We start from the raw sequence: 18,473 nt of genomic DNA, 5'->3' as shown, positions 1-18,473 counted from the left end.
CTATCCCTATTAATAAGATGTGTCTAAATTGTGAGTTATGTCACATCGTTTACTATCCCAAATGTGTGTCCATATAATAAAAAACCGCGCATAGCGCGGTTTCATTAGGTTAACTAATTATTTTCAAGGTAATGATAAACGGCCATCATTTCTTGTTTATTTAACTCCCGAATACGATTGAAAATTGGAATATCTGCTACAGCCTCAATATTTGAGCTTTCAGACATAACATCACTTACATTGCCAGTTAGCCAAGTTTGTACTTCAATGCCTTCGACAATTTCTTTACGCCCTTCATCATTAATGCCACTTGCGTAACAACTAACACATGGAATCGTTAACTTATAAACGCCATCGTGAAGTCCATCTTCGGATATGACTTTCTTTCCTTTACAGAATGGACATGGCTGACTAGCTTTTATTTTATTAATTTGAGTGACCAGTTTTTTGTAACCAAACGCTTCATAAACATAGGTCAGCTTTTTGTATTTTCCATTCGTGAAAAACTTATCAATGATGTATTCTCTGGTTTCGGTGATATTCTCAAAATCACAAATCGTAATCTGATTATTCAAGCTAATAGATTCAATACTGCCGCTAATATCGCCCCAGAATGGCAGTGCATTTTGCAATACCATTTCATAGTGTGCAAAGCTCGCTACTTCAAGTTCAAGCATTTTTAGAGCAACTTGTATTTCCCTAGGTAATAGAGAGACATCCACTGTTAGAACCATATCACCGCCGACAATAGCTTTCATTTTTTCAAGCATCGGTAATTTGCCAACGGTACTGATCACTTGATCAAGAGGTAGTCCAATGATCTCACGAATATCTGTGTCGCCAAACTTTAGCTTCTTATGATGATTTAGTACGGTTCCTTCACAGATTGGACAGGTAATCAGTATTTTGGACTGTTTAATATGCTCTTTAATAATCGCTTTTGATATCACCATGTAGTTCCCAATGATGTAATTAAAGCCTTCCCAAGTTCTTGTTGCCTTGCTTGCTTTATCATAAAATGACTTTTCCCAATATCCGTACCAAAAAGTATGCTTTTCTGCATCCGTCATCTCATTATAGCTCTTACTGATATCTTGTCCGAGTTCATTCTTAATCTCATCAAAGATGAATTTTATTTTGGGGAATTGATAGAATTTCAGAATATCCATTGCATCTGGATGTAATAAGCCATCCCAAAATGGCACATTTTTATCCTGAAGAACAACTTCAAAATCAAATTTTTCAATGACTCGACGTCCCTTGCAGCATGGACAATGATTGTCTTGATTATAGAAATCGAAGCTATTTGTATCTTTATTAGTTGGATGTGCCGTTACAATTTGGTTGATCAAGCCACCAATTTCATATAGAAAAGTATATTGACTATATAAGTGTCTTTCCAGATCAATGGCGATTACAGGTGCAATGGTATCTGATTCATATTCACCATATATCAAACGCGCCATAGAGGATAAACTTTTTAAGATGCCACCTTTATAAACGTTTTCCGCATTTTTAAAGTAGGCAATTTGATTTTCTTTTAAATAGTTAATGCCATTTTGTTGACGCAGTGTTGAAGAAATTTGCAATGGGGCGACATGATCTTCACTGTTTTGCTCGAGATAATAATTTTGATGACCGACAACTTCTAGATGCTCAACAGGTTCAAGCTGTCTTTTACCAAAATCAACGATAAAATCAGAGTTTTCCAGCATATACGAGTTATGTTCAATCATCATTATGGAGACCGATTCGTCCTGAAGAATGACTCTAATGCTATCAATGAATTGATTTAGAATATTTTGTGATAACCCTTTGGAAGGCTCGTCAAAAATGAAAAGTGTATTTGGGTTTCTTGAACCTGCAAATAGTTCGGAGACTAAATGAACACATTGAAATTCACCTGTGGATAAAGACTGTGTTTTTCTTTCCAACGTTAAATAACCCAGCCCAAGCTTGATCAATAAACTTAAACGTTTATGAGCGATGTCTTCATTTGGCAGTTCATCAATAATATCTTCAATTGAGCGCTGAAAAATATCATCAATCTCTTCGCTATATTTTGTGAGCTTTCTCTTAATATCAAGAAAAGTCGCAACCGTAGACCGGCTGGTAATCGATTGATTTCGATCCTGCCCCACAATCACCAGCTTATCCTTGGGATATCGCTTCACAAAATCCTTGGACATACACTCATTGACCAATGTAGATTTACCGCAGCCAGATTCCCCTGTGAACGTTACAAGTCTATTACGAGGAATCTGAATTTCGGCGATTTGAATATTACGACAGTAAAGATCATGAAAATGATAATATTCAGTTGGAGCTGCCTGATTTATTTCTCCATTGATCGGCGCAGGACGTGGCGATTCTTCAACGATTTTCCCGCCATATTTACCACTTCCTGGTCCAAAGAACAATCGCTCGTCCGTTATGTCTAATACAGTATCCGAATGATCAATAAGCCAAATTTGATTCTTAAATCCTAGTTGTTTTATCTGCTCTAATATTTTCAAAAGGGTTTGGTGATCCAGACCCACAGAGATTTCGTCAATGATAATTACTGTATTTTCACTTGTTGCCATGAATTCTGCCAAGTAAAGTCGTGTTAACTCTCCACCTGACAAGGTACCCATTATACGATTTAAGGTTAGATAACCAATATTCATATGGATTATGTTCTTTAGAATGTTTTGTTTACCTTCACTAATGTTTAGAACTTCTGCTAGAGAAAAAATGGTTTCAATGCTTAAGTCATTAATATCGGAAATACTCTTGTCTTGGTCTAATAACTCCATTTTGTATTGTTCAGCTTCGTGATTATATCGCTTACCCTTACACTTTTTACATTCGACATTTTTAGTAGTGCCGCGACCTTTACAATCTGGGCACCAGCCTAATTCATTATTAAATGAAAAAACCTCTGGCGATAGGTTATATTGTTCAGCAATCGCAACTCGAATCTCTGTGAACACACCCGTATGTGTGCCAATGGTTGAACGAGGATTGGAAGAAATAGATGATCTCCCTAGAAAAAGTACAAGTGGCATTTCTTCCATCTGAATCGCACTGAAATTAGTCTCCATAATGTTAGGGAATAAATACTGATATTCTGCCTTTGGCAATAAAGAAACGAGACGTTTCTTGGATTCTTCGCCGATGGTTTGACAAAAGGTGGTTTTACCAGATCCGGATAAACCAGCAATCCCTAGGGATTGCTCAACTGGAAGTACTGCATCTAACTTATTAATATTGTTCGCAATCAATCGATTGATTTTCATAGTGGTATCATCTCATCTCCATTCTCTTCATTTAGTATTGCCATCATTTATTCCATTAAAAAGGGCACTTTCCATTTTCAGAAAAGCGCCCTATTCTTGAAATTACAGTTCTGCTAATACTTTTTCAAGCTGACTGCCCATATTCGCCCAAGCATATTTAGCTCCTTCAATAGCGCCTTGGCGAGCTTTGGTCTCCTCACTAAATCCAGATTGAGCAAGATGCAGATGAACCTTACCATCTTCCTCTTTGCTCAAAGTCCAAGTAACTGTTGTACCTTCTCCGGCACTATGCCAAGTATAGGATAATGTATGTGGCTCATCTACTACGAGAACCTCGCAATCTACAATACCATCCCACCATTCATTTGGCTCTGCACGAAATTGAAATTTATGCCCTACGACTGGTTTAAAGTCATTACTCCAAATCCATTTCGCAAGTGTATCTGAATCCGTCAAAGCGTTCCATACCTTCTCGATGGAGCTTGTAAATTGATAATCTAAGGATACATCTGGTTTCATTATTCTTCCTCCAATAAAAGTTTTAGTTTATCGATTCTTTCTTTCCAGAAGCCTTCGTAAAAAGATACCCAATCCCGAATTTCTTTCAATGGATTGGCATTCAAACGATACCTCGTTTCTCTACCAACCTTTCGAGCAACTACAAGATCAGCCTCTTTAAGAATAGACAAGTGCTTAGATACTGCAGTACGGCCCATTTCGAAATGAATCGTGATTTCATGTAGGGGTAATTCATCAACATCAGCCAGGATTTGAAGTAATTTTCGCCTTGTTGGATCTGCAACAGCGTCATATACATCCCTCACTTGACTATTATCGTTCAAAACCACCCCCACCTTTTCCGTAATATTACCTGTAGTGTGACCGATTATACTTCATCAGTACCCAATTGGACACCATTTAGTGTCTATTTGATTATAGGACACCAAAAGGTGTCGTGTCAATAATCTTAAAATTATATTATTTATTTTTAAAGGAATACTCAGTAAAGCGGCAACACTTCTTGTTTTAGCCCTGAAAAAAGATCTCCAGATTGTTCAAAAAAGGTGTCAGGCAAATGATAGTAAGCATCTCCCATAGATACGACTTTTAATTCAGGAATGATATACATGCCCATATAGGTTCCATCCTTGAGGTTGAACTTTAACTGATACGATTTCCCTTGGGATTGCGCCTCTGCAATAGCCTCGTATTCTTTATTACTTAAATCAGCTGTTTTTGCGCTGTACAATCCATCAATGATAGACTCCACAGAAGCATGATCTGTCATCTTCTTTAACACGTCATTTCCCACATGATTAAGAACATGGATATCTTTTGCATGCTCTTTTAGATTAGACATATCCAGATATTCCTTAGCGGTCATCGTTGAATCGTTAGTCTTCGCCACGATTTCTGCCAAATAATAATGCTCCTCAACTTTAACAGCGATGCGGAATTGGGATGGGTATGTCGGAATTTCATATAACTTACCTCCAACAGCGAACGTAGACGAAAAATCCTTTTCTACAACTTCTCCTCCATTGTTCTTCCCGGTCTCTTGGTTAATATCAAAATCTATGGTACCAAGTGATTTTTCAGGCTTCATTCCTGTGAACTTAAACTGAGCACCATCACTTACGAATGCATAACGAAATCCGTTGTAATTTAAAATTTTCCGAACTCCGGTAGGAGCTGAAACTGGCGTTTGCTGCGAGATTTGTGGTGAATTCGTTAATGAAGACTTTAGAGGAGATGTATAAATGGCCACTCCTAACACAAGTGCAGCACAAGCAGCCATGGTTCCCCACTTCGCATATGTTCTCTTATTAGTACGCCTCGCTGTGTTGGCCTTTTCCACCAGATTGCCGTCTACATAACCAATAGTCTTAAATAGATCTTTATTATTCATAGGATATAGCCCTCTTTCATAAGGTATAATTGGAGTTTTTTTCGTGTTCTAAAAAGAACCGATTTCGTTTTACTTTCACTTATTGAGAATCGAGTTGCGATATCAGCCAAAGAATCGGAATACCAGTAACGTCTCAGAAAAATATTCCGATGATCTTCATTAATCTTCAGCAGAAAATTGCTTATAGATTCAGCGATTTGTTCTTCCTCATATTGACTTTCGACATTGTCTGGAGAGGATAAGCAATCATTTAATTCATCAAGAATCGTATCGAATGTTTTATTCCGCTTTTTGGCCATGTAATAATCGTGTTTATTTAACGCGATATTTCGTGTGATCCTCCCCAAAAAAGATGAGAGCTTAGCAGGCGTCTTCGGCGGTATCGTTTCCCACGCTCCTAGAAAGGTATCGTTCACGCATTCTTCCGAATCTTCAAAATTAGACAGAATGTTATGAGCAATCTTGGTACAATAATTTCTATATTTTTTGGATGTTTCTTCTATTGCTGTTTCCTTGCGGGCAAAGTACAGCTGTATGATTTCACTATCGTCCACTCCATCACTTCCGTTCAGTTTGATTAAGGCCTCACTTATAAAGTAAGAAAAGAAGGGTTTTGGTTGCAAAAAAGTTTTTTTCTTATGTACTAGTGTGGGAAATCATTTTATGTCTTCATAAGCTTCGACATTCAATGCCAATAATATGACGTGTGATCTTATCCTTTTGATTCCTATGAAAAAAGCCGGTGTACCCTATAATGGGCAACACCGGCCAATATATTAAAAGTAGAAACTATAGAGGAATTGCTGCAGCTTCATGATAGAAGCATAGACGCTCCGCGATTTCGTGAACTGACCTTTTTTTGTTCAAATCATGCTATTCAGCCACAAACCGTTTATTGTTTAAATCCAATTTGTAAAAGATATCTTTTGCCTCTGCTTCTTGTGTACCTGCTCCAACTGGTGGATGGACTACTAAGATATTATTTTCGACACTTGGTAAAGGCTCAGCTTCTGAATAAAGAAGTGTTTTCGAGACTTGATCCTTCTTTACGATTTCTAATGGGAATACATCTTCATTTTGCTTATCAATCGCGAAAATATATCCTTCCACGCCATGACCTGTTTGATATTGAGGAGTAAGGATGTAAACCTCAGCTTCTTTAAAACTCAGCTTCTCAAAAGATATTTTTTTGCTGGATGGTCGGAAAAACAAGTAATTGGGTAGTTCCATTAAGACTTTGTCCTGATCTCCCTGTCTGTAGATAATAGAGTAATTACTCTGAAACGTCTGATCACCCTCTTGTCCCATCGTGCTCGATACGACCAAATGCCCAAGTTCTTCTCTACCTTTGGCTATCATCAATAATGTTCCCTTTTCCGTTTGCTGTTCCGCCCGAATTGATTTATCCTCATTTACTGCGTCAATTACAATAGAATCCATGAGATCGTTTTTTGGAAATAAGCTAACCTCTGATAGTTTTTGTTCCTGAGTAGATGAGTTGATTTGTTGATGGTTACAGGCAACGAGTAAACTAAATGCTAAAACCGATGATGCTACTTGCAAAATAAGCTTGTTAATTGTAACCCTCTCACTTTCATTTACAGCTGGGTACAACTGCTCCCGAATTACAGTCCAGTCTGTATTCATAATTGTTTTATAAACCAGGGCTTAATTAATGGTATTACCATGGCTGGTTGCATAGCTTTTGTATGATCCATTTGGCTTCCCGTTAGCACTTCAACATCCCAGCCTAAATCACACAGCTTCGTCGTATTCTTCTTTAATATCCCAGCAATATCAACGGTAACATTTCCAAAATTTTCACCATATACGATAGTATCATTTTCTCCTGCAAAAGCTAATTTTGGAAGACTAAGCAATTGGTGAATACTACGATCATCAAAAGCAGTGAGGCTCTCGTATAAGGCAACAAATTGAGCTGTTACACGGGTATCCATTGATACTTTGATGTTGTCCCAGTCTATCTCATCAGGATTCTCTGTTTCCATAGAGCTTTTTTCAGCTGCCTCATTTTGATTATTCAAAGCTTGGGTATGTGTTTTTTGAGTTACAATCAGCATCTCTTGATAGGGACCATTATAAGGCGGAAAACCTCCCATGACCAAGCTTTCCAGACGATTTGTTCTGATAGCCAATTGTAGTCCAATTAAAGCTAGCCAGGAATAACCGTAGTAGCTAAAGCTCTTAACGTTCATTTCATTAGCAATGAGGAGCAGATCCTTCACAATATGGTCTACGGTTAAGTTGTCCACTGGATGTTGAAAGAGATGACCTTCATAATCAAAATAAAGCACTTGAAACGTATCCGCTAGACCTTCAACAAAATGTTTACCTAATTCAGGATCTACGCCCCATAGCTTTAGATTTTCTGCCTCCTGATTGTACACGGATTTTTTAGCGATAGGTAACATAATGGTTGGACGATCTGATCCTCCTGTCAATCCTACTTCTATTGCTGAATGGTTGGTTAATCGTATGATTTTTTTCAAACAATCCTCTCCTTACTGTTTTATAAAAATATCATATAACATTCATGCAATCTTTCGGTTTATCCCATACTAAGCCTTGATATATCTAATTAAATTAGATTTAATGTTGTTGTAGCACTTGAAGGTTTAACTTTAATGTTCTGGGGCGATGACGATTATGGGAGATAATTATACACCAACAATGATAGCTAAGAAATTAAATGTAAGTACCACTACATTAAGAAGATATGAAGATCAAGGCTTAGTTCCCGAAGTCCCAAGGACTCCTAGCAATCGCCGGTGTTATACAGACATTCATGTCCAAGCTTTTATTACGATTCGGGCACTTTTACAAGGATATGAGATTCCAGTTGTGTACGATGTGATGAGAAAGATTAAAGCTCGGCAAATTGAGGATGCACTTTGGTCAATCAATCAGGAACAGTTTAATACACAAACGGAAAAGCATAGGTTAGAGGATGTGTTACGCATGTTCCGAAATGCAGATTTATCAAAATACAACGATTTAGAGGTCACAAATGCAATGACTATTGGTGAAGTTGCACAAATGGCAGGCGTTAAGCCTTCAGCCATTCGACATTGGGAACAAGAAGGCCTTATTACTTCTAACAGAAACAAAGACAACGGCTATAGGGTCTATACTATAACGGAATTAAGAAAGATTATACTGATCAGCAGTTTAAGGAAAACCGTGTATTATATCGAGAACATGAAACAACTCCTGAATGAAATAGAGACACAAAACTATAAAAAAGTAGAATTGACATTCGAGCTTGCGTTACAAAAATTAAACAGTCAATTAATGAAGCAGTTTTTAGGGATCGCTGAGCTTATGAAATATGTGAAATACTATTAAACTTGATAACTTGATAACTTGATATCAACAAGCAATCTTCCCAAAAAGAAGAAAACTTAACTCAAATACCAGTGCACCTGCATCCCCCTTCTTTCGGCAAGAAGTCCTTACAGCAATAAACATATTCTGGCTCAGAATTCGATCGAAAGCATAGATTTTTGGGAACATAATTAATCCTTCTTAAAATCATTTATAAGAACGCAAAAAACTCCTCCCTTAAGGGACGGAGTTGATTTCGCGTTACCACCCTGATGGATGTATTCATGAATACACCCTCTCTGTTATCGTCTAATAACAATGCTCCCTTGTAACGGCAGAATCCCGGAACTATTTAGACAGCCGCTAGTTTATTGAACTAACGTTCCCCGTTAGCTTAATCATAATTCCCAAAATGAAGGAGGAACTGTTTTTATTGTATCTACTTTATACACCCTCATATCCCTTAAAAAAATCATTATTAAGCGTTTCTAATCTCTTCATCAGCAAGAAAATTGAAGTAAATATAACTTATATACTTATATAAATTAATTAGTAGTTTAGATTCATGTTAAATAAAGTTTATATTTTGTTTGATTTAATTAAAGTGATGTGTTACTGTATTAATGAGAAAGGAGGGGGAACATGCCATGGATATAAAAAAAGTGCCTAACTGGATATTATCCTTGGAAAATGAGGACTTAGAATTCATAAAAAATTTAGTTCTCAAATCAGGTTCTTTGAAAGAAATCGCAAAAGTATATGAAGTGTCATATCCAACAGTAAGGATTAAGCTCGATAGATTGATCGAGAAAATAAAAATCAATGACGCTATAGATAATGAGGACTTCATCAAATTCATCAAAAAACTATCGATTGATGATCGCATAAACGTAGAGGACGCAAAACTGATCATTGAAAAATATAAACAAGAAAGGAAAGAATAATAATGGATGATTTATACAGACTTTTGGTTATAGTCGGGATATTAGCGGTTCAATACTTTTTTTCAACCAGGAACAACGTTTATTGGGGATCAGTTATACCAGTAGCCTATATTGTGTTTTTAATATGGATGTTTGTTACTAATCGTATCGAAAACACTTTAGGTTTTATCCTTTATCTACTATTAGGGTTGCTTTTCCTTATTGCAGAATGGAGTGCAGGAAGAAAGTCCCTTAGCCAGAAGAGAAAAAAAGAATTGGATAAGATAAAGACTCACGACTTAAAATAGTTTGTATTCAGAAGAAATCAAAGAATGGTCATCTCCTAGAATTAGATGATCATTCTTGTCATGTAAATTCAACTATCCTGCCCGTTAGCCATACATGCAGCGCAAGCGCCGCACCACAGATGATGAAAATGGGTAAAATCAGTCAATACTACTACTACGGCTGGCGAAGAAGGTCGATGAGCTATGGTGCCTTAGAGCCCATCCCTTAGTCTGACTCCAACGACCCCGGTGCATCACAGATTGTCGCTCCCTTTCGGGAAGCACTCATGGGAGATTAATCCTACTCTGGTTTTTGCACCAGCCTAGTCTTTAGTGATTGTAGAACGAAGTTTGTTGTTTTTCTGTCTGCCTAACTTTATTTAAGTACACATAAGGCTCAGCCTTTTTTTAAAAAGTGTCTTTCTGGGTCTTCTTTCTTATGTTCTTTTTCTAGTTTTGAGCTATTTTAATTTTCATGGGAGCTCAAAAACTTGTCTGAGATCGGAATTAAATGCTGCCAACGACACAAATTTCAAAATAGGTGGACTCCGCCTCTACCGGAAATTTTCTACACACTCATGCAGAAAGGCATTTAGCGTGCGTGGCTCTCTGCCGAGCAAGCGCTTCACAGTGTCATTTGGACTTTCTGGCACCACCGTAGACATGGTTTGAATTTCCACAACGTGGTTCGCGAGCCAAGGAGGCATATGGCCGTACTCGATAAGATTACGTAGTAGTACTTGGGGTTCCATGTTGATGTAGCTTATCGGCCGATTAAGCAGGGCGGACAGTTGACTCGCGATCTGGGGATAACTGAAAATCTCCGAACCAGTAAGCGTATATATTTGGCCTGATACCTCGCGGTTGGTCAGAACTTCTGCAGCAACATCAGCGATATCGCGACAGTCAATGAAGTTACACGGTGAATCGCCCATGGAGCCGAAGAAAACATTTTGGGTTGTGATCGTTGGTGCAAGGCGCATTAAGTTTTGCATGAACGCATAAGGGCGCAACACGGTGTGGGTGAGACCCGATTCCCTCAGCGTTTTCTCGATTTCTTGATGCCAGCCAGCCACTGCCACTGGAGAACTCTGCTCAAAAGCAGGGCTGGATATTTTTACGATGTGTTTGATTCCGGATTCAGCGGCAATCTGAATGATTGAAGTTTCCAATTCAATTTGTCTTGGACTGTTGGACATGGCAAGGAAGAGCTGGCTAGCACCTGCAAACGCGCAGCGCAGCGATTCGGGGTCGGAAGCATCCGTCAATGCGACCTCGATAGTCGAGCGGCCTTTTTCTCCGATCTGATCACGCAACTTCTCTGGCTCTCTGCTCAGCGCCCTGACGGGTAAGCCAAGATCAACCAAACGTTCCAAAAGCGCACTGCCTATCGTACCTGTTGCTCCCATAATAACTATCATTTTTTATCTTCTCCTTTTGGATGAAAAATTTGTTGCGACGGCAAGACGCCACCGCCATGTCACTATCGTACTTGCTATGAATCCAGACAAGGGGAAATCGGTCCAGACACGACCGACCCAGGCCAAGTCATTGCTCGGAATCATAATTTCTAGTAAACCAGATGTCGCCCATGCGGCGAATAGGCCAAACGAGGACCCGGCCAATGCGAACACCCCTACCACAACCAAGTGAGGTGCACCGATGACCCATCCCAAATGGCCCACTCGGCTGCGCAACAAAAGGCCAATCATCAAGGCCATCAAGGCCGATGCAGTGCCGATTGTGGTCAATGCCCCTATTTGAAGCCCCCTATCGGAAGTAACCAATCCCCCGATACCTGCCATGATGGCAGGAGCAGCATAGGCCATTACAACTTCGCGCCATAGTACAAAAGTCTTTTTCTTGGAACCAACAGCCTTGATACCGTAAACATCATCTGTCTGATTCTGGTATTTCATCTGGTTCATTTAGTTGCTCCCTTCTTCTTTGAAATAGTTCAACGATTGCTTTCAGTGAGCTATAATTAGGCACCTAACTATATAAGAGTAAAAATAGGCTAGCTTCACTAGCCCATTCTACTCATTACTGATGTTTCCCTTTGGTTTCGAGACAAGTTCGCCCGTAAGTGCTGAGATGCCTTGTGTAACTCGGCCTAGCAAGTCGAGAAATACGCTGCGCTCATCAATACTGAGTAAGCCCACCATTGCTTCCAGCCGAGCGAAATGCTCAGGAGCCATTTCACGGAGCTTCTTCGCTCCTTCTTCCATCAAAATGACCGATCTCTGACGGCCATCGTCTGAGCTTGATCGCCGAGAAACTAGACCATCTCGTTCAAGAATGTCGATAAGACCAGTCACTGTAGCACGTGTAACCCCTAGATGCTCCGCTAATTGCGAAGGCAACTCTTCTCCTTCGTTATCTTCAAGATCTGCCAATAAACGATATCGCCCTGTTGATAAACCGAATCTAGAGAAATGAATTTCCGAGGCATGTCCAAGCTTGGCTCCCGCTGCCATTAGCCTAGACGCGACGAGTATAGCCTGTGCGTCTATGTCTAGGTTATAGCGATCAATCTGACGCTTGGATTGTACAAGCGAGGGAATAGCATCGATGTCATTTATTATTTTATTATTGTTGTTCATATATATAGTATGGCTCCTAATTACTTTTGTGTCAACACATTTTTATAACACATCAACACCTCGGCTTTTCCGAAAAAGCTGCTTCTCATTGATGCCACTACGATGACTGTTGGGAAAATGCGTTTGCCCTGGGCTCCTTATCACGATGAACGTGCAGGTATCAAACTTCATGTGGCCTTGTGGGCTGAAACAGTGCAACCTCTAAACGTCATGGAAACGATCGGATCCAGACATGACAGGCCGGTAAGTGAGCATTTAGAACATCCCGACTATATTATGGTAATGGATCGAGCTTACGAAAAGTTGGAGCGTTTGGATCGTTACAAAACAGACAAGCAATCCTTTGTTATTCGGCTTCGGGACTTTGAAGATAGAGAAATACGCGTTGTTACGGATTTGATGCAAGTAACACCAGAACAAATCGCTCAAATCTATAAAGCTCACTAGCAGATTGAAGTGTTCTTTCGCTGGATCAAACAACATTTGAATATTCCTAAGTTATTTGGCACGACAGAAAACGCAGTATATGGCAAACTATTAGTGGCTTTAATGGTCTATGTGCTGTTTAAATGGCTTTTTGATTCGGCCAAGCATGCGTTACCTCGCCACGCTATTACGCATATTCTGGATGCGCTTTGTACTTGAGGAGAGCGATACATTGAGAATAATTACCCGGATAAAACAGCTGTATTATTGAGCTCAGATGAATTAGATTATGAGATCAGCCAAAAGTACCCGGTTAAGATTTAGCCAATTTAATGATATCCTTGCTCTCCAGAATAGATTTATCATATCCTTTTGTAACAGTATGAATCATTGCAACACCAAGCTCCTTTAAAGACACAGTAAAGTTTGGAAATAGTCTTCTTAGAATAGGATATAGCCACATCAATGCATAATAAGATTTATGCGTATTTTTTAATCCCTTTATTGGATGGATGTAGGCAGGGCGAAACATGTACGCTTTTTTGAAAGGCAGCTGCATGAGGTGATTTTCTGTCTTGCCCTCCACTCTTGCCCACATCCTTTTTCCTAATTCTGTACTATCCGTTCCCATTCCGGAAACATAGCAGAATACCATATCTGGATTCAAGCTTGAAAGTATGCCTGCCACATGCATTGTAAGATCATACGAGAAGCGCGCGAACTCTGCCTCCTTCAAACCAACAGAGCTTACACCCAAACAAAAGTAGCATGCATTATAGTTACTTAATTGAGACTTTATTGCAGATAAATCAAAAAAATCTTTGTGGATGATTTCAGTTAATTTGGGATGTGAAACGCCGCATGGTTTGCGGTTAATCACTAAAACGTGTTCCACATCAGGATGCTGCAGGCATTCATGTAATACACCCTCGCCAACCATCCCCGTAACTCCTGTAATTATCGCTCTTATTTTCACGATGGATCCCTCCTTTTTCTCAATTAAATTGTTATTAACCAATTCGTCTGTCCATAGTGAAGCTTGGCTCCCGCTGCCATTAGCCTAGACGCGACGAGTATAGCCTGTGCGTCTATGTCTAGGTTATAGCGATCAATCTGACGCTTGGATTGTAGAAGCGAGGGAATAGAGTCAATGTCATTTATTATTGTTGTTCATATATAGTATGGTACCTAACTACTTTTGTGTCAACACATTGTTATAACACATCAACACCCCGCCTTTCTTCATATCTGGAACTGTATTCCTCCTCGGTTACATTCATGAAGTACGTTTCGATTCCTTCAATCCTCTAAAATTTGCAGATTCTTAGCTGTCCAACGCTGAGAATCAACTATACTCGGGAACTCGAATAGGTCGAATGCAACTTTTTGACCCTCTTTAAGAAACCGAAAGCCGTTCGGTAACCTAATAGGGTCTGGTAGTATTTCGCTAAAGTGAACAAAAACATGGTTACCGTCCTGCCCGTCTAGCATTATCCGTCCGTAACCTTTATCTTCTTTGAACCATTTGACCATTCCACATCTTCTTTCCGCCATTTAAGCACCTCCTCTGTCACTTTATTAAGTATCATGGAGATTGAGCTTTTTTTCCCCGCTTCCGACGCATAAAAAACAGATGCCGTTCTTAATGTGAAGGTGAGGACTTGGCCATGACTTTGACAAAACGTAAGATATTGCAGGGGTACAGCCTTGAAGCACAAGTCGAAGAAGTTAAGGCCAAATGTCGGCAGGAATCCAGGAAGTTTCCAGTAACGATGACGTACATCGGAGCTTCCGATGTGACGCCGTAAACATTTGTCAATTCCACTGTTGATTCACCGACTGGAATGTCCCGCGTCGTCTACGACATCACGAGCAAGCCGCCGGGGACGATCGAATGGGAGTAATGGAAGAAACTCCGAAAACCCATTACATTCAAGGGTTCTCGGAGTTCTTTTTTTAGAGTTCAACCCTGCGTAGGGCTGGTCTTCATTTCATAGATTTTTTGGAGCGTATGGACACGCTTCGTCTTCTCGTCATCGTCCTCTGTGTGGAGATACCACTCCACAAGCCTGTAACCGAATATGAGAAGGATCAGCTCGTAGACGCAATGATCAGCGATAGGGGATACATCCGCATACTCCGAAAAGCCTTTGTAATACGCGGGGACACATCGCTGGTAGTATTCGACCATGTGATCGATATCCGCTTCATCCGCAATCAAGCTTGCGAGATCCTCGCCCAGGTAGCCCCATCCGCATGTATCCCAGTCGATGAGCGCGATTTTCCCGTCGGCATAGATCAGGTTAGTCACCCAGAAGTCCCGGTGGCATAGCACGAGGGGCAATTTTTCGATGCGGGCGAGTATCTCGTCTACGTGCTCATCGATGTCGATGTGCATTTGCCGCACGTGCTGCGGGAATTCGCAGTCCTCCGAGCGTATATAATCGTAAACGACCGGCCATGACCGGTAATGCAGATACGTATTCTTCATGAGATCCGCATGGCTCAGGTTGGTCAGGCTCTGCAGCACAGTGGGCTGTTCCGCATACAGCTTGCCTCGATAACGTCCCAACTCCAGCGCGGCCTGTTCATACATGTCACCGGTCAAGTCTAAACCGGTTACGCCATCGATATATTCCAGCCACAACTTGAATTCATTTTCTTCGGCATTGATCTCGGCGTGATAACATGTCGGCCAGCGGAAAGCATCCGAGAACGTCGCTCCCAAGTCAGACGCATAGAGATCATATTCCCGGCCCATGAACTCGGATCGCCGTAACGCTCACATTTTTTCTGGATTTTCAGCACGATACGGTACGGCAATTTTTCGCCATCCGCGGTTTCGGCGATCCCCGTTACCAGGTACACATTTCCCAAAGTTCCGCCCTGTAACGGCATGGTTTGGCAGTCGGCCGAGATGATATCCTTCTTGAACCGTTGGCTTAAGGCATAGATCAGCGTTTTGAATTTAATATTCATTTCTTCCATCCTCCTTTTTTCTTCGTTTGCTTGCTCCACAAGGCGATCGTTTTGTTTCGAGCCCTCTTGTCGATGAGGTAGCTTGTTTTATCCTGGACATACTTGTGCTCATGCTGCTGGGCAACATAATGCTCCCACCGTTCACGCGGCAACGAACCGGCGGCAAGCGCGGCGAGAACGGCACAGCCCGGCTCGGCTTGATGGCGGCAATCTGCAAACCGGCATTGTGGGAACCATTCCTCCGCATCGGTAAAGCTTGCGCGTATGCCTTCGCCGGCATCAAAAAGCCCAAGTTCACGCATTCCCGGCGTATCGATGACCATCGTACCGGAGGGGAGCATGAACAGCTGACGGTGCGTTGTCGTATGCCGCCCCCGGCTGTCAACCTCCCGGATCGCCTGAACCCTCATTACGTCCTGTTCTATCAACGCATTGAGCAGAGACGATTTGCCGACGCCAGACATACCGAGAAAGACGACTGTTTTACCAGGCATCAAGTAGGGAGCGAGTTCGTTCAGCCCCAGGCCGGTATGACTGCAAATCGCATGAACTGGCACATCAGGGATGCTTTGTGTAACTTCTGCGAGCGGGAGATTATAATCTTCAACGAGATCAGCCTTGGTCAGAATGACGACTGGCTGACTGCCGCTCTGCCTGACTTGTGTCAGGTACCGCATGATGCGGGTAACGTTGAAATTCCAATTCAGAGAAGAAAGGATAAACACATAATCAAAGTTGGTTGCGACGACCTGTTCCAGCACGGTTTTGGCATAGCCTGCGGCATGCCCTGAATAATCCGCGCGTGAGAACTTGGAGCGGCGGGGCAGTACCGTAACGATGAGAGAATCTCCGCTTTCGTTGTAGTGCAGCAAGACGAAATCACCGACGCACGGAAAATCTACGCGTGTTTCCACGCTGTGATAAACGCTCCTTTGAGCAACGCCGTTACTTCGCCGCGCTCGGTCATGACCGTGAAGCGCTCGCGCCGAAGCTCCGTCACCCTGCCGGGCAATGATCCGTCGGGAATTGCTTCTATTTCTGTGTAGCCATAGGTTTTCAAATCCATCATGTTTTTTTTGTTAGCTCCTTCAATGTTGTTTTTTGGACGCAAAAATGCCGCGTGACAGCAGCCTCTAAAAGAAGCTGCTGTCACGCGGCATCAGGACGCAAAAAAAGATACGACCTTCATCGTATTCTGCAAACAGCAATATTCACGAAAGGTTACTTTGGATGGCATACCAAATAACACGGGCGTTTTCTCGCTTTTTTCGCGTATGCCTTCTATTCAGTTTTAAGACCAAACCACCATATAAATAGTTGCCATTAAAACACATCTCCCTTCGTGTCAAGAACTTGCTTATCGCTAAGCTGTCTATAAAATAACCTATTTTGGAAAAAAATCAATGCCGGACAGCGCAGATTGTTTCGGCCTGCTCCATTGAGTCATAAAGAACTCACGAGCATCAAAAGTCAGCGTGAGCGCTTCCTCAAGTTGTTTGAAGGAAACGGCGTCGATGACGACCTGTTCGTCGAACTACTCGGCGAGTTGAAAGACCGTCATGAGCGGCTGTTGTCCCGGAGGAGCGAGGTCGAGCGCAAACTGGAGGACAGCATGGCGGAGTCCATTCCCCTTCCGTAAGTCAGGCAAGCGTTGACACAGTTCCACAATCTGCTGAAGGAATCCCCGCCCGAGACGAAGAAGACGCTGCTCCACACCGTGGTCAAGCAGATTCACATGAAAGACCGAAAAAAAGAGTTCGAGTTCGACCCGACCATCCAAAAGCATTTTTTTGAACTGGCCCCTTCCGCCAAAACGGCGGAGGGGGACTCATCATTTTGTGACCCCAAAAAGCTCGCAGAAGCCCGTTTACGCCGATTTCGCCACCAAGCTTGCCCCTTCCTGAAGCCATGTCCGGCAAAGCGCCCTTCCAAACGTGCTGCGAGCTTTTCTCCAAAAAACTTGCCCCTACTTATGGTACGGTTCACCGTAACGTATCTAAACACAAAGTGAAGTTTGACCATAAAATATACATCAGTATATAAAGGAGAAACCACTCCCAATAATGGAATGGTGTCTGACAAGAGATCTTCAGATGAATTACATCTTCCTCCATCAAAAACTTAGGAATTCGCTTATCCATTTTGGGTTCACGTAGTTTGAGCGAAGGGTTGGTAGGTAAATAGGTTTCTTCATATGCAAAACGGAATAGGGAGCGCACAAAACGGATGCGGTGCTCTAGGCTACTTGGCTTTAGTCGGTCTGACTGCTTAGCTAGGTATTCCTTCAGCAGATTCAGAGTTACCTCGGAAATAACTATATCCCCAAGATATATAACCAGCATCCGGAGCTGCAGAGCATATGCTTTCAATGTATTTGAACTAAACCCCTCGAGTCGCTTGTCCGCTTCATAATAACGCCAAAGTTCGCTTTAAATTATAATAAAACCTCCTACTAGAGCAATTAATTCTAGTTTGCTTCTAATAGAAGGTTTTAGACTATTGATTCAACTAGCATTTCCCTTTAGCTGTATCAATGTAATAATTATCCTTTTGTTTAAGCCAATTTATGATGATGTTTTTAAATGTTAATGTTGGCAACTCGCAATAGGCTCTACTATCAGAATATGGGTCAATAAGTTCAACCCTCATAGTCACACCTCTTATTCATGCACTACTTTCTTCAATAGTTCAACATTGATTTCGAACTACCCTGCATATTA

The 18,473-nt window shown here is 41.3% G+C and carries 20 protein-coding genes and 4 pseudogenes; 7 read left to right on the top strand and 17 right to left on the bottom strand.

What is annotated here, in order from left to right:
- Positions 1-113: 113 nt before the first annotated feature.
- From MKX60_RS20290 to MKX60_RS20260, 7 genes are all read right to left on the bottom strand, one after another.
- The gene (locus MKX60_RS20290) at positions 114-3,281 is read right to left on the bottom strand and encodes an ATP-binding cassette domain-containing protein (protein ID WP_341060794.1); all 3,168 of its coding nucleotides are present in this window, start codon (positions 3,279-3,281) and stop codon (positions 114-116) included.
- Between the two features lie 102 nt (positions 3,282-3,383).
- Complete coding sequence (locus MKX60_RS20285) at positions 3,384-3,800, bottom strand: SRPBCC family protein (RefSeq protein WP_042127759.1); 417 nt, start codon at positions 3,798-3,800, stop codon at positions 3,384-3,386.
- Entirely contained in the window at positions 3,800-4,129 is a 330-nt protein-coding gene (locus tag MKX60_RS20280; protein ID WP_371915753.1) for an ArsR/SmtB family transcription factor, read from the bottom strand. Before MKX60_RS20280 ends, MKX60_RS20285 begins: the two co-directional genes overlap by 1 nt.
- 152 nt (positions 4,130-4,281) lie before the next feature.
- The gene (locus MKX60_RS20275) at positions 4,282-5,190 is read right to left on the bottom strand and encodes a hypothetical protein (RefSeq protein WP_256721774.1); all 909 of its coding nucleotides are present in this window, start codon (positions 5,188-5,190) and stop codon (positions 4,282-4,284) included.
- Positions 5,187-5,744: an RNA polymerase sigma factor gene (locus MKX60_RS20270; RefSeq protein WP_076286805.1), complete on the bottom strand. Its 558-nt coding sequence runs from the start codon at positions 5,742-5,744 to the stop codon at positions 5,187-5,189. Before MKX60_RS20270 ends, MKX60_RS20275 begins: the two co-directional genes overlap by 4 nt.
- 319 nt (positions 5,745-6,063) lie before the next feature.
- Positions 6,064-6,837 (bottom strand): hypothetical protein, encoded by a 774-nt coding sequence (locus MKX60_RS20265; protein ID WP_076286797.1) that lies wholly within the window; start codon positions 6,835-6,837, stop codon positions 6,064-6,066.
- Complete coding sequence (locus MKX60_RS20260) at positions 6,834-7,700, bottom strand: alpha/beta fold hydrolase (protein WP_076286798.1); 867 nt, start codon at positions 7,698-7,700, stop codon at positions 6,834-6,836. Before MKX60_RS20260 ends, MKX60_RS20265 begins: the two co-directional genes overlap by 4 nt.
- A gap of 157 nt (positions 7,701-7,857) precedes the next feature.
- Between MKX60_RS20260 and MKX60_RS20255 the strand changes: the two genes are divergently transcribed.
- From MKX60_RS20255 to MKX60_RS20245, 3 genes are all read left to right on the top strand, one after another.
- Positions 7,858-8,556, top strand: coding sequence for a MerR family DNA-binding transcriptional regulator (locus MKX60_RS20255; protein WP_341060792.1), 699 nt, complete (start codon positions 7,858-7,860; stop codon positions 8,554-8,556).
- 626 nt (positions 8,557-9,182) lie between these two features.
- Positions 9,183-9,479: a DUF2089 family protein gene (locus tag MKX60_RS20250; protein ID WP_076287105.1), complete on the top strand. Its 297-nt coding sequence runs from the start codon at positions 9,183-9,185 to the stop codon at positions 9,477-9,479.
- A gap of 2 nt (positions 9,480-9,481) precedes the next feature.
- Positions 9,482-9,766 carry a hypothetical protein gene (locus MKX60_RS20245; protein WP_076287106.1) on the top strand — a complete coding sequence of 95 codons (285 nt, stop codon included), beginning with the start codon at positions 9,482-9,484 and terminating at the stop codon, positions 9,764-9,766.
- A 533-nt stretch (positions 9,767-10,299) separates the two neighbouring features.
- On the opposite strand, the gene MKX60_RS20240 is transcribed toward MKX60_RS20245, so the two are convergent.
- From MKX60_RS20240 to MKX60_RS20230, 3 genes are all read right to left on the bottom strand, one after another.
- Positions 10,300-11,166, bottom strand: coding sequence for an SDR family oxidoreductase (locus MKX60_RS20240; protein ID WP_341060790.1), 867 nt, complete (start codon positions 11,164-11,166; stop codon positions 10,300-10,302).
- Positions 11,167-11,169: 3 nt separating this feature from the next.
- Positions 11,170-11,673 (bottom strand): hypothetical protein, encoded by a 504-nt coding sequence (locus tag MKX60_RS20235; protein WP_179086706.1) that lies wholly within the window; start codon positions 11,671-11,673, stop codon positions 11,170-11,172.
- A gap of 108 nt (positions 11,674-11,781) precedes the next feature.
- Positions 11,782-12,348, bottom strand: a complete 567-nt coding sequence (locus tag MKX60_RS20230) for a MarR family winged helix-turn-helix transcriptional regulator (protein WP_341060789.1) — start codon at positions 12,346-12,348, stop codon at positions 11,782-11,784.
- A 51-nt stretch (positions 12,349-12,399) separates the two neighbouring features.
- On the opposite strand from MKX60_RS20230, the gene MKX60_RS20225 reads away from it, so the two are divergent.
- On the top strand, positions 12,400-12,795 hold the full coding sequence (locus tag MKX60_RS20225; protein WP_341061136.1) for a transposase: 396 nt from the start codon (positions 12,400-12,402) through the stop codon (positions 12,793-12,795).
- 292 nt (positions 12,796-13,087) lie between these two features.
- On the opposite strand, the gene MKX60_RS20220 is transcribed toward MKX60_RS20225, so the two are convergent.
- From MKX60_RS20220 to MKX60_RS20210, 3 genes and pseudogenes are all read right to left on the bottom strand, one after another.
- Positions 13,088-13,750 carry an NAD-dependent epimerase/dehydratase family protein gene (locus MKX60_RS20220; protein WP_341060788.1) on the bottom strand — a complete coding sequence of 221 codons (663 nt, stop codon included), beginning with the start codon at positions 13,748-13,750 and terminating at the stop codon, positions 13,088-13,090.
- A gap of 59 nt (positions 13,751-13,809) precedes the next feature.
- Positions 13,810-13,938, bottom strand: a pseudogene (locus MKX60_RS20215) (MarR family transcriptional regulator); the annotation flags it as partial.
- Between the two features lie 135 nt (positions 13,939-14,073).
- Positions 14,074-14,328: a cold-shock protein gene (locus tag MKX60_RS20210; protein WP_076301118.1), complete on the bottom strand. Its 255-nt coding sequence runs from the start codon at positions 14,326-14,328 to the stop codon at positions 14,074-14,076.
- Positions 14,329-14,441: 113 nt separating this feature from the next.
- Here MKX60_RS20210 and MKX60_RS20205 point away from each other — a divergent pair, with 113 nt between their 5' ends.
- The gene (locus MKX60_RS20205) at positions 14,442-14,582 is read left to right on the top strand and encodes a hypothetical protein (RefSeq protein ID WP_179085873.1); all 141 of its coding nucleotides are present in this window, start codon (positions 14,442-14,444) and stop codon (positions 14,580-14,582) included.
- A gap of 27 nt (positions 14,583-14,609) precedes the next feature.
- A pseudogene (locus MKX60_RS31730) lies at positions 14,610-14,678 on the top strand (GMP synthase (glutamine-hydrolyzing)); the annotation flags it as partial.
- 59 nt (positions 14,679-14,737) lie between these two features.
- On the opposite strand, the pseudogene MKX60_RS20200 reads toward MKX60_RS31730, so the two are convergent.
- The 3 genes and pseudogenes from MKX60_RS20200 to MKX60_RS20190 all read right to left on the bottom strand — a co-directional run bounded on the left by MKX60_RS20200 (position 14,738) and on the right by MKX60_RS20190 (position 16,822).
- A pseudogene (locus MKX60_RS20200) lies at positions 14,738-15,753 on the bottom strand (phosphotransferase family protein).
- Positions 15,750-16,667 carry a ribosome small subunit-dependent GTPase A gene (gene rsgA / locus MKX60_RS20195; RefSeq protein WP_341060787.1) on the bottom strand — a complete coding sequence of 306 codons (918 nt, stop codon included), beginning with the start codon at positions 16,665-16,667 and terminating at the stop codon, positions 15,750-15,752. The pseudogene MKX60_RS20200 and the gene rsgA overlap by 4 nt, the downstream one beginning before the upstream one ends.
- Entirely contained in the window at positions 16,652-16,822 is a 171-nt protein-coding gene (locus MKX60_RS20190; RefSeq protein WP_341060786.1) for a hypothetical protein, read from the bottom strand. The genes rsgA and MKX60_RS20190 overlap by 16 nt, the downstream gene beginning before the upstream one ends.
- Before the next feature lie 369 nt (positions 16,823-17,191).
- On the opposite strand from MKX60_RS20190, the gene MKX60_RS20185 reads away from it, so the two are divergent.
- Positions 17,192-17,392 (top strand): hypothetical protein, encoded by a 201-nt coding sequence (locus MKX60_RS20185; RefSeq protein WP_341060785.1) that lies wholly within the window; start codon positions 17,192-17,194, stop codon positions 17,390-17,392.
- 343 nt (positions 17,393-17,735) lie between these two features.
- Here the strand turns inward: MKX60_RS20185 and MKX60_RS20180 are convergent.
- A pseudogene (locus MKX60_RS20180) lies at positions 17,736-18,155 on the bottom strand (tyrosine-type recombinase/integrase); the annotation flags it as partial.
- Between the last annotated feature and the right edge of the window lie 318 nt (positions 18,156-18,473).

This window comes from Paenibacillus sp. FSL R5-0914, from assembly GCF_038004525.1.
In the GTDB taxonomy this organism is placed as follows: domain Bacteria; phylum Bacillota; class Bacilli; order Paenibacillales; family Paenibacillaceae; genus Paenibacillus_AQ.
Note: the sequence above shows the minus strand (reverse complement) of the source record. Positions and strands in the feature narration are given on the sequence as shown.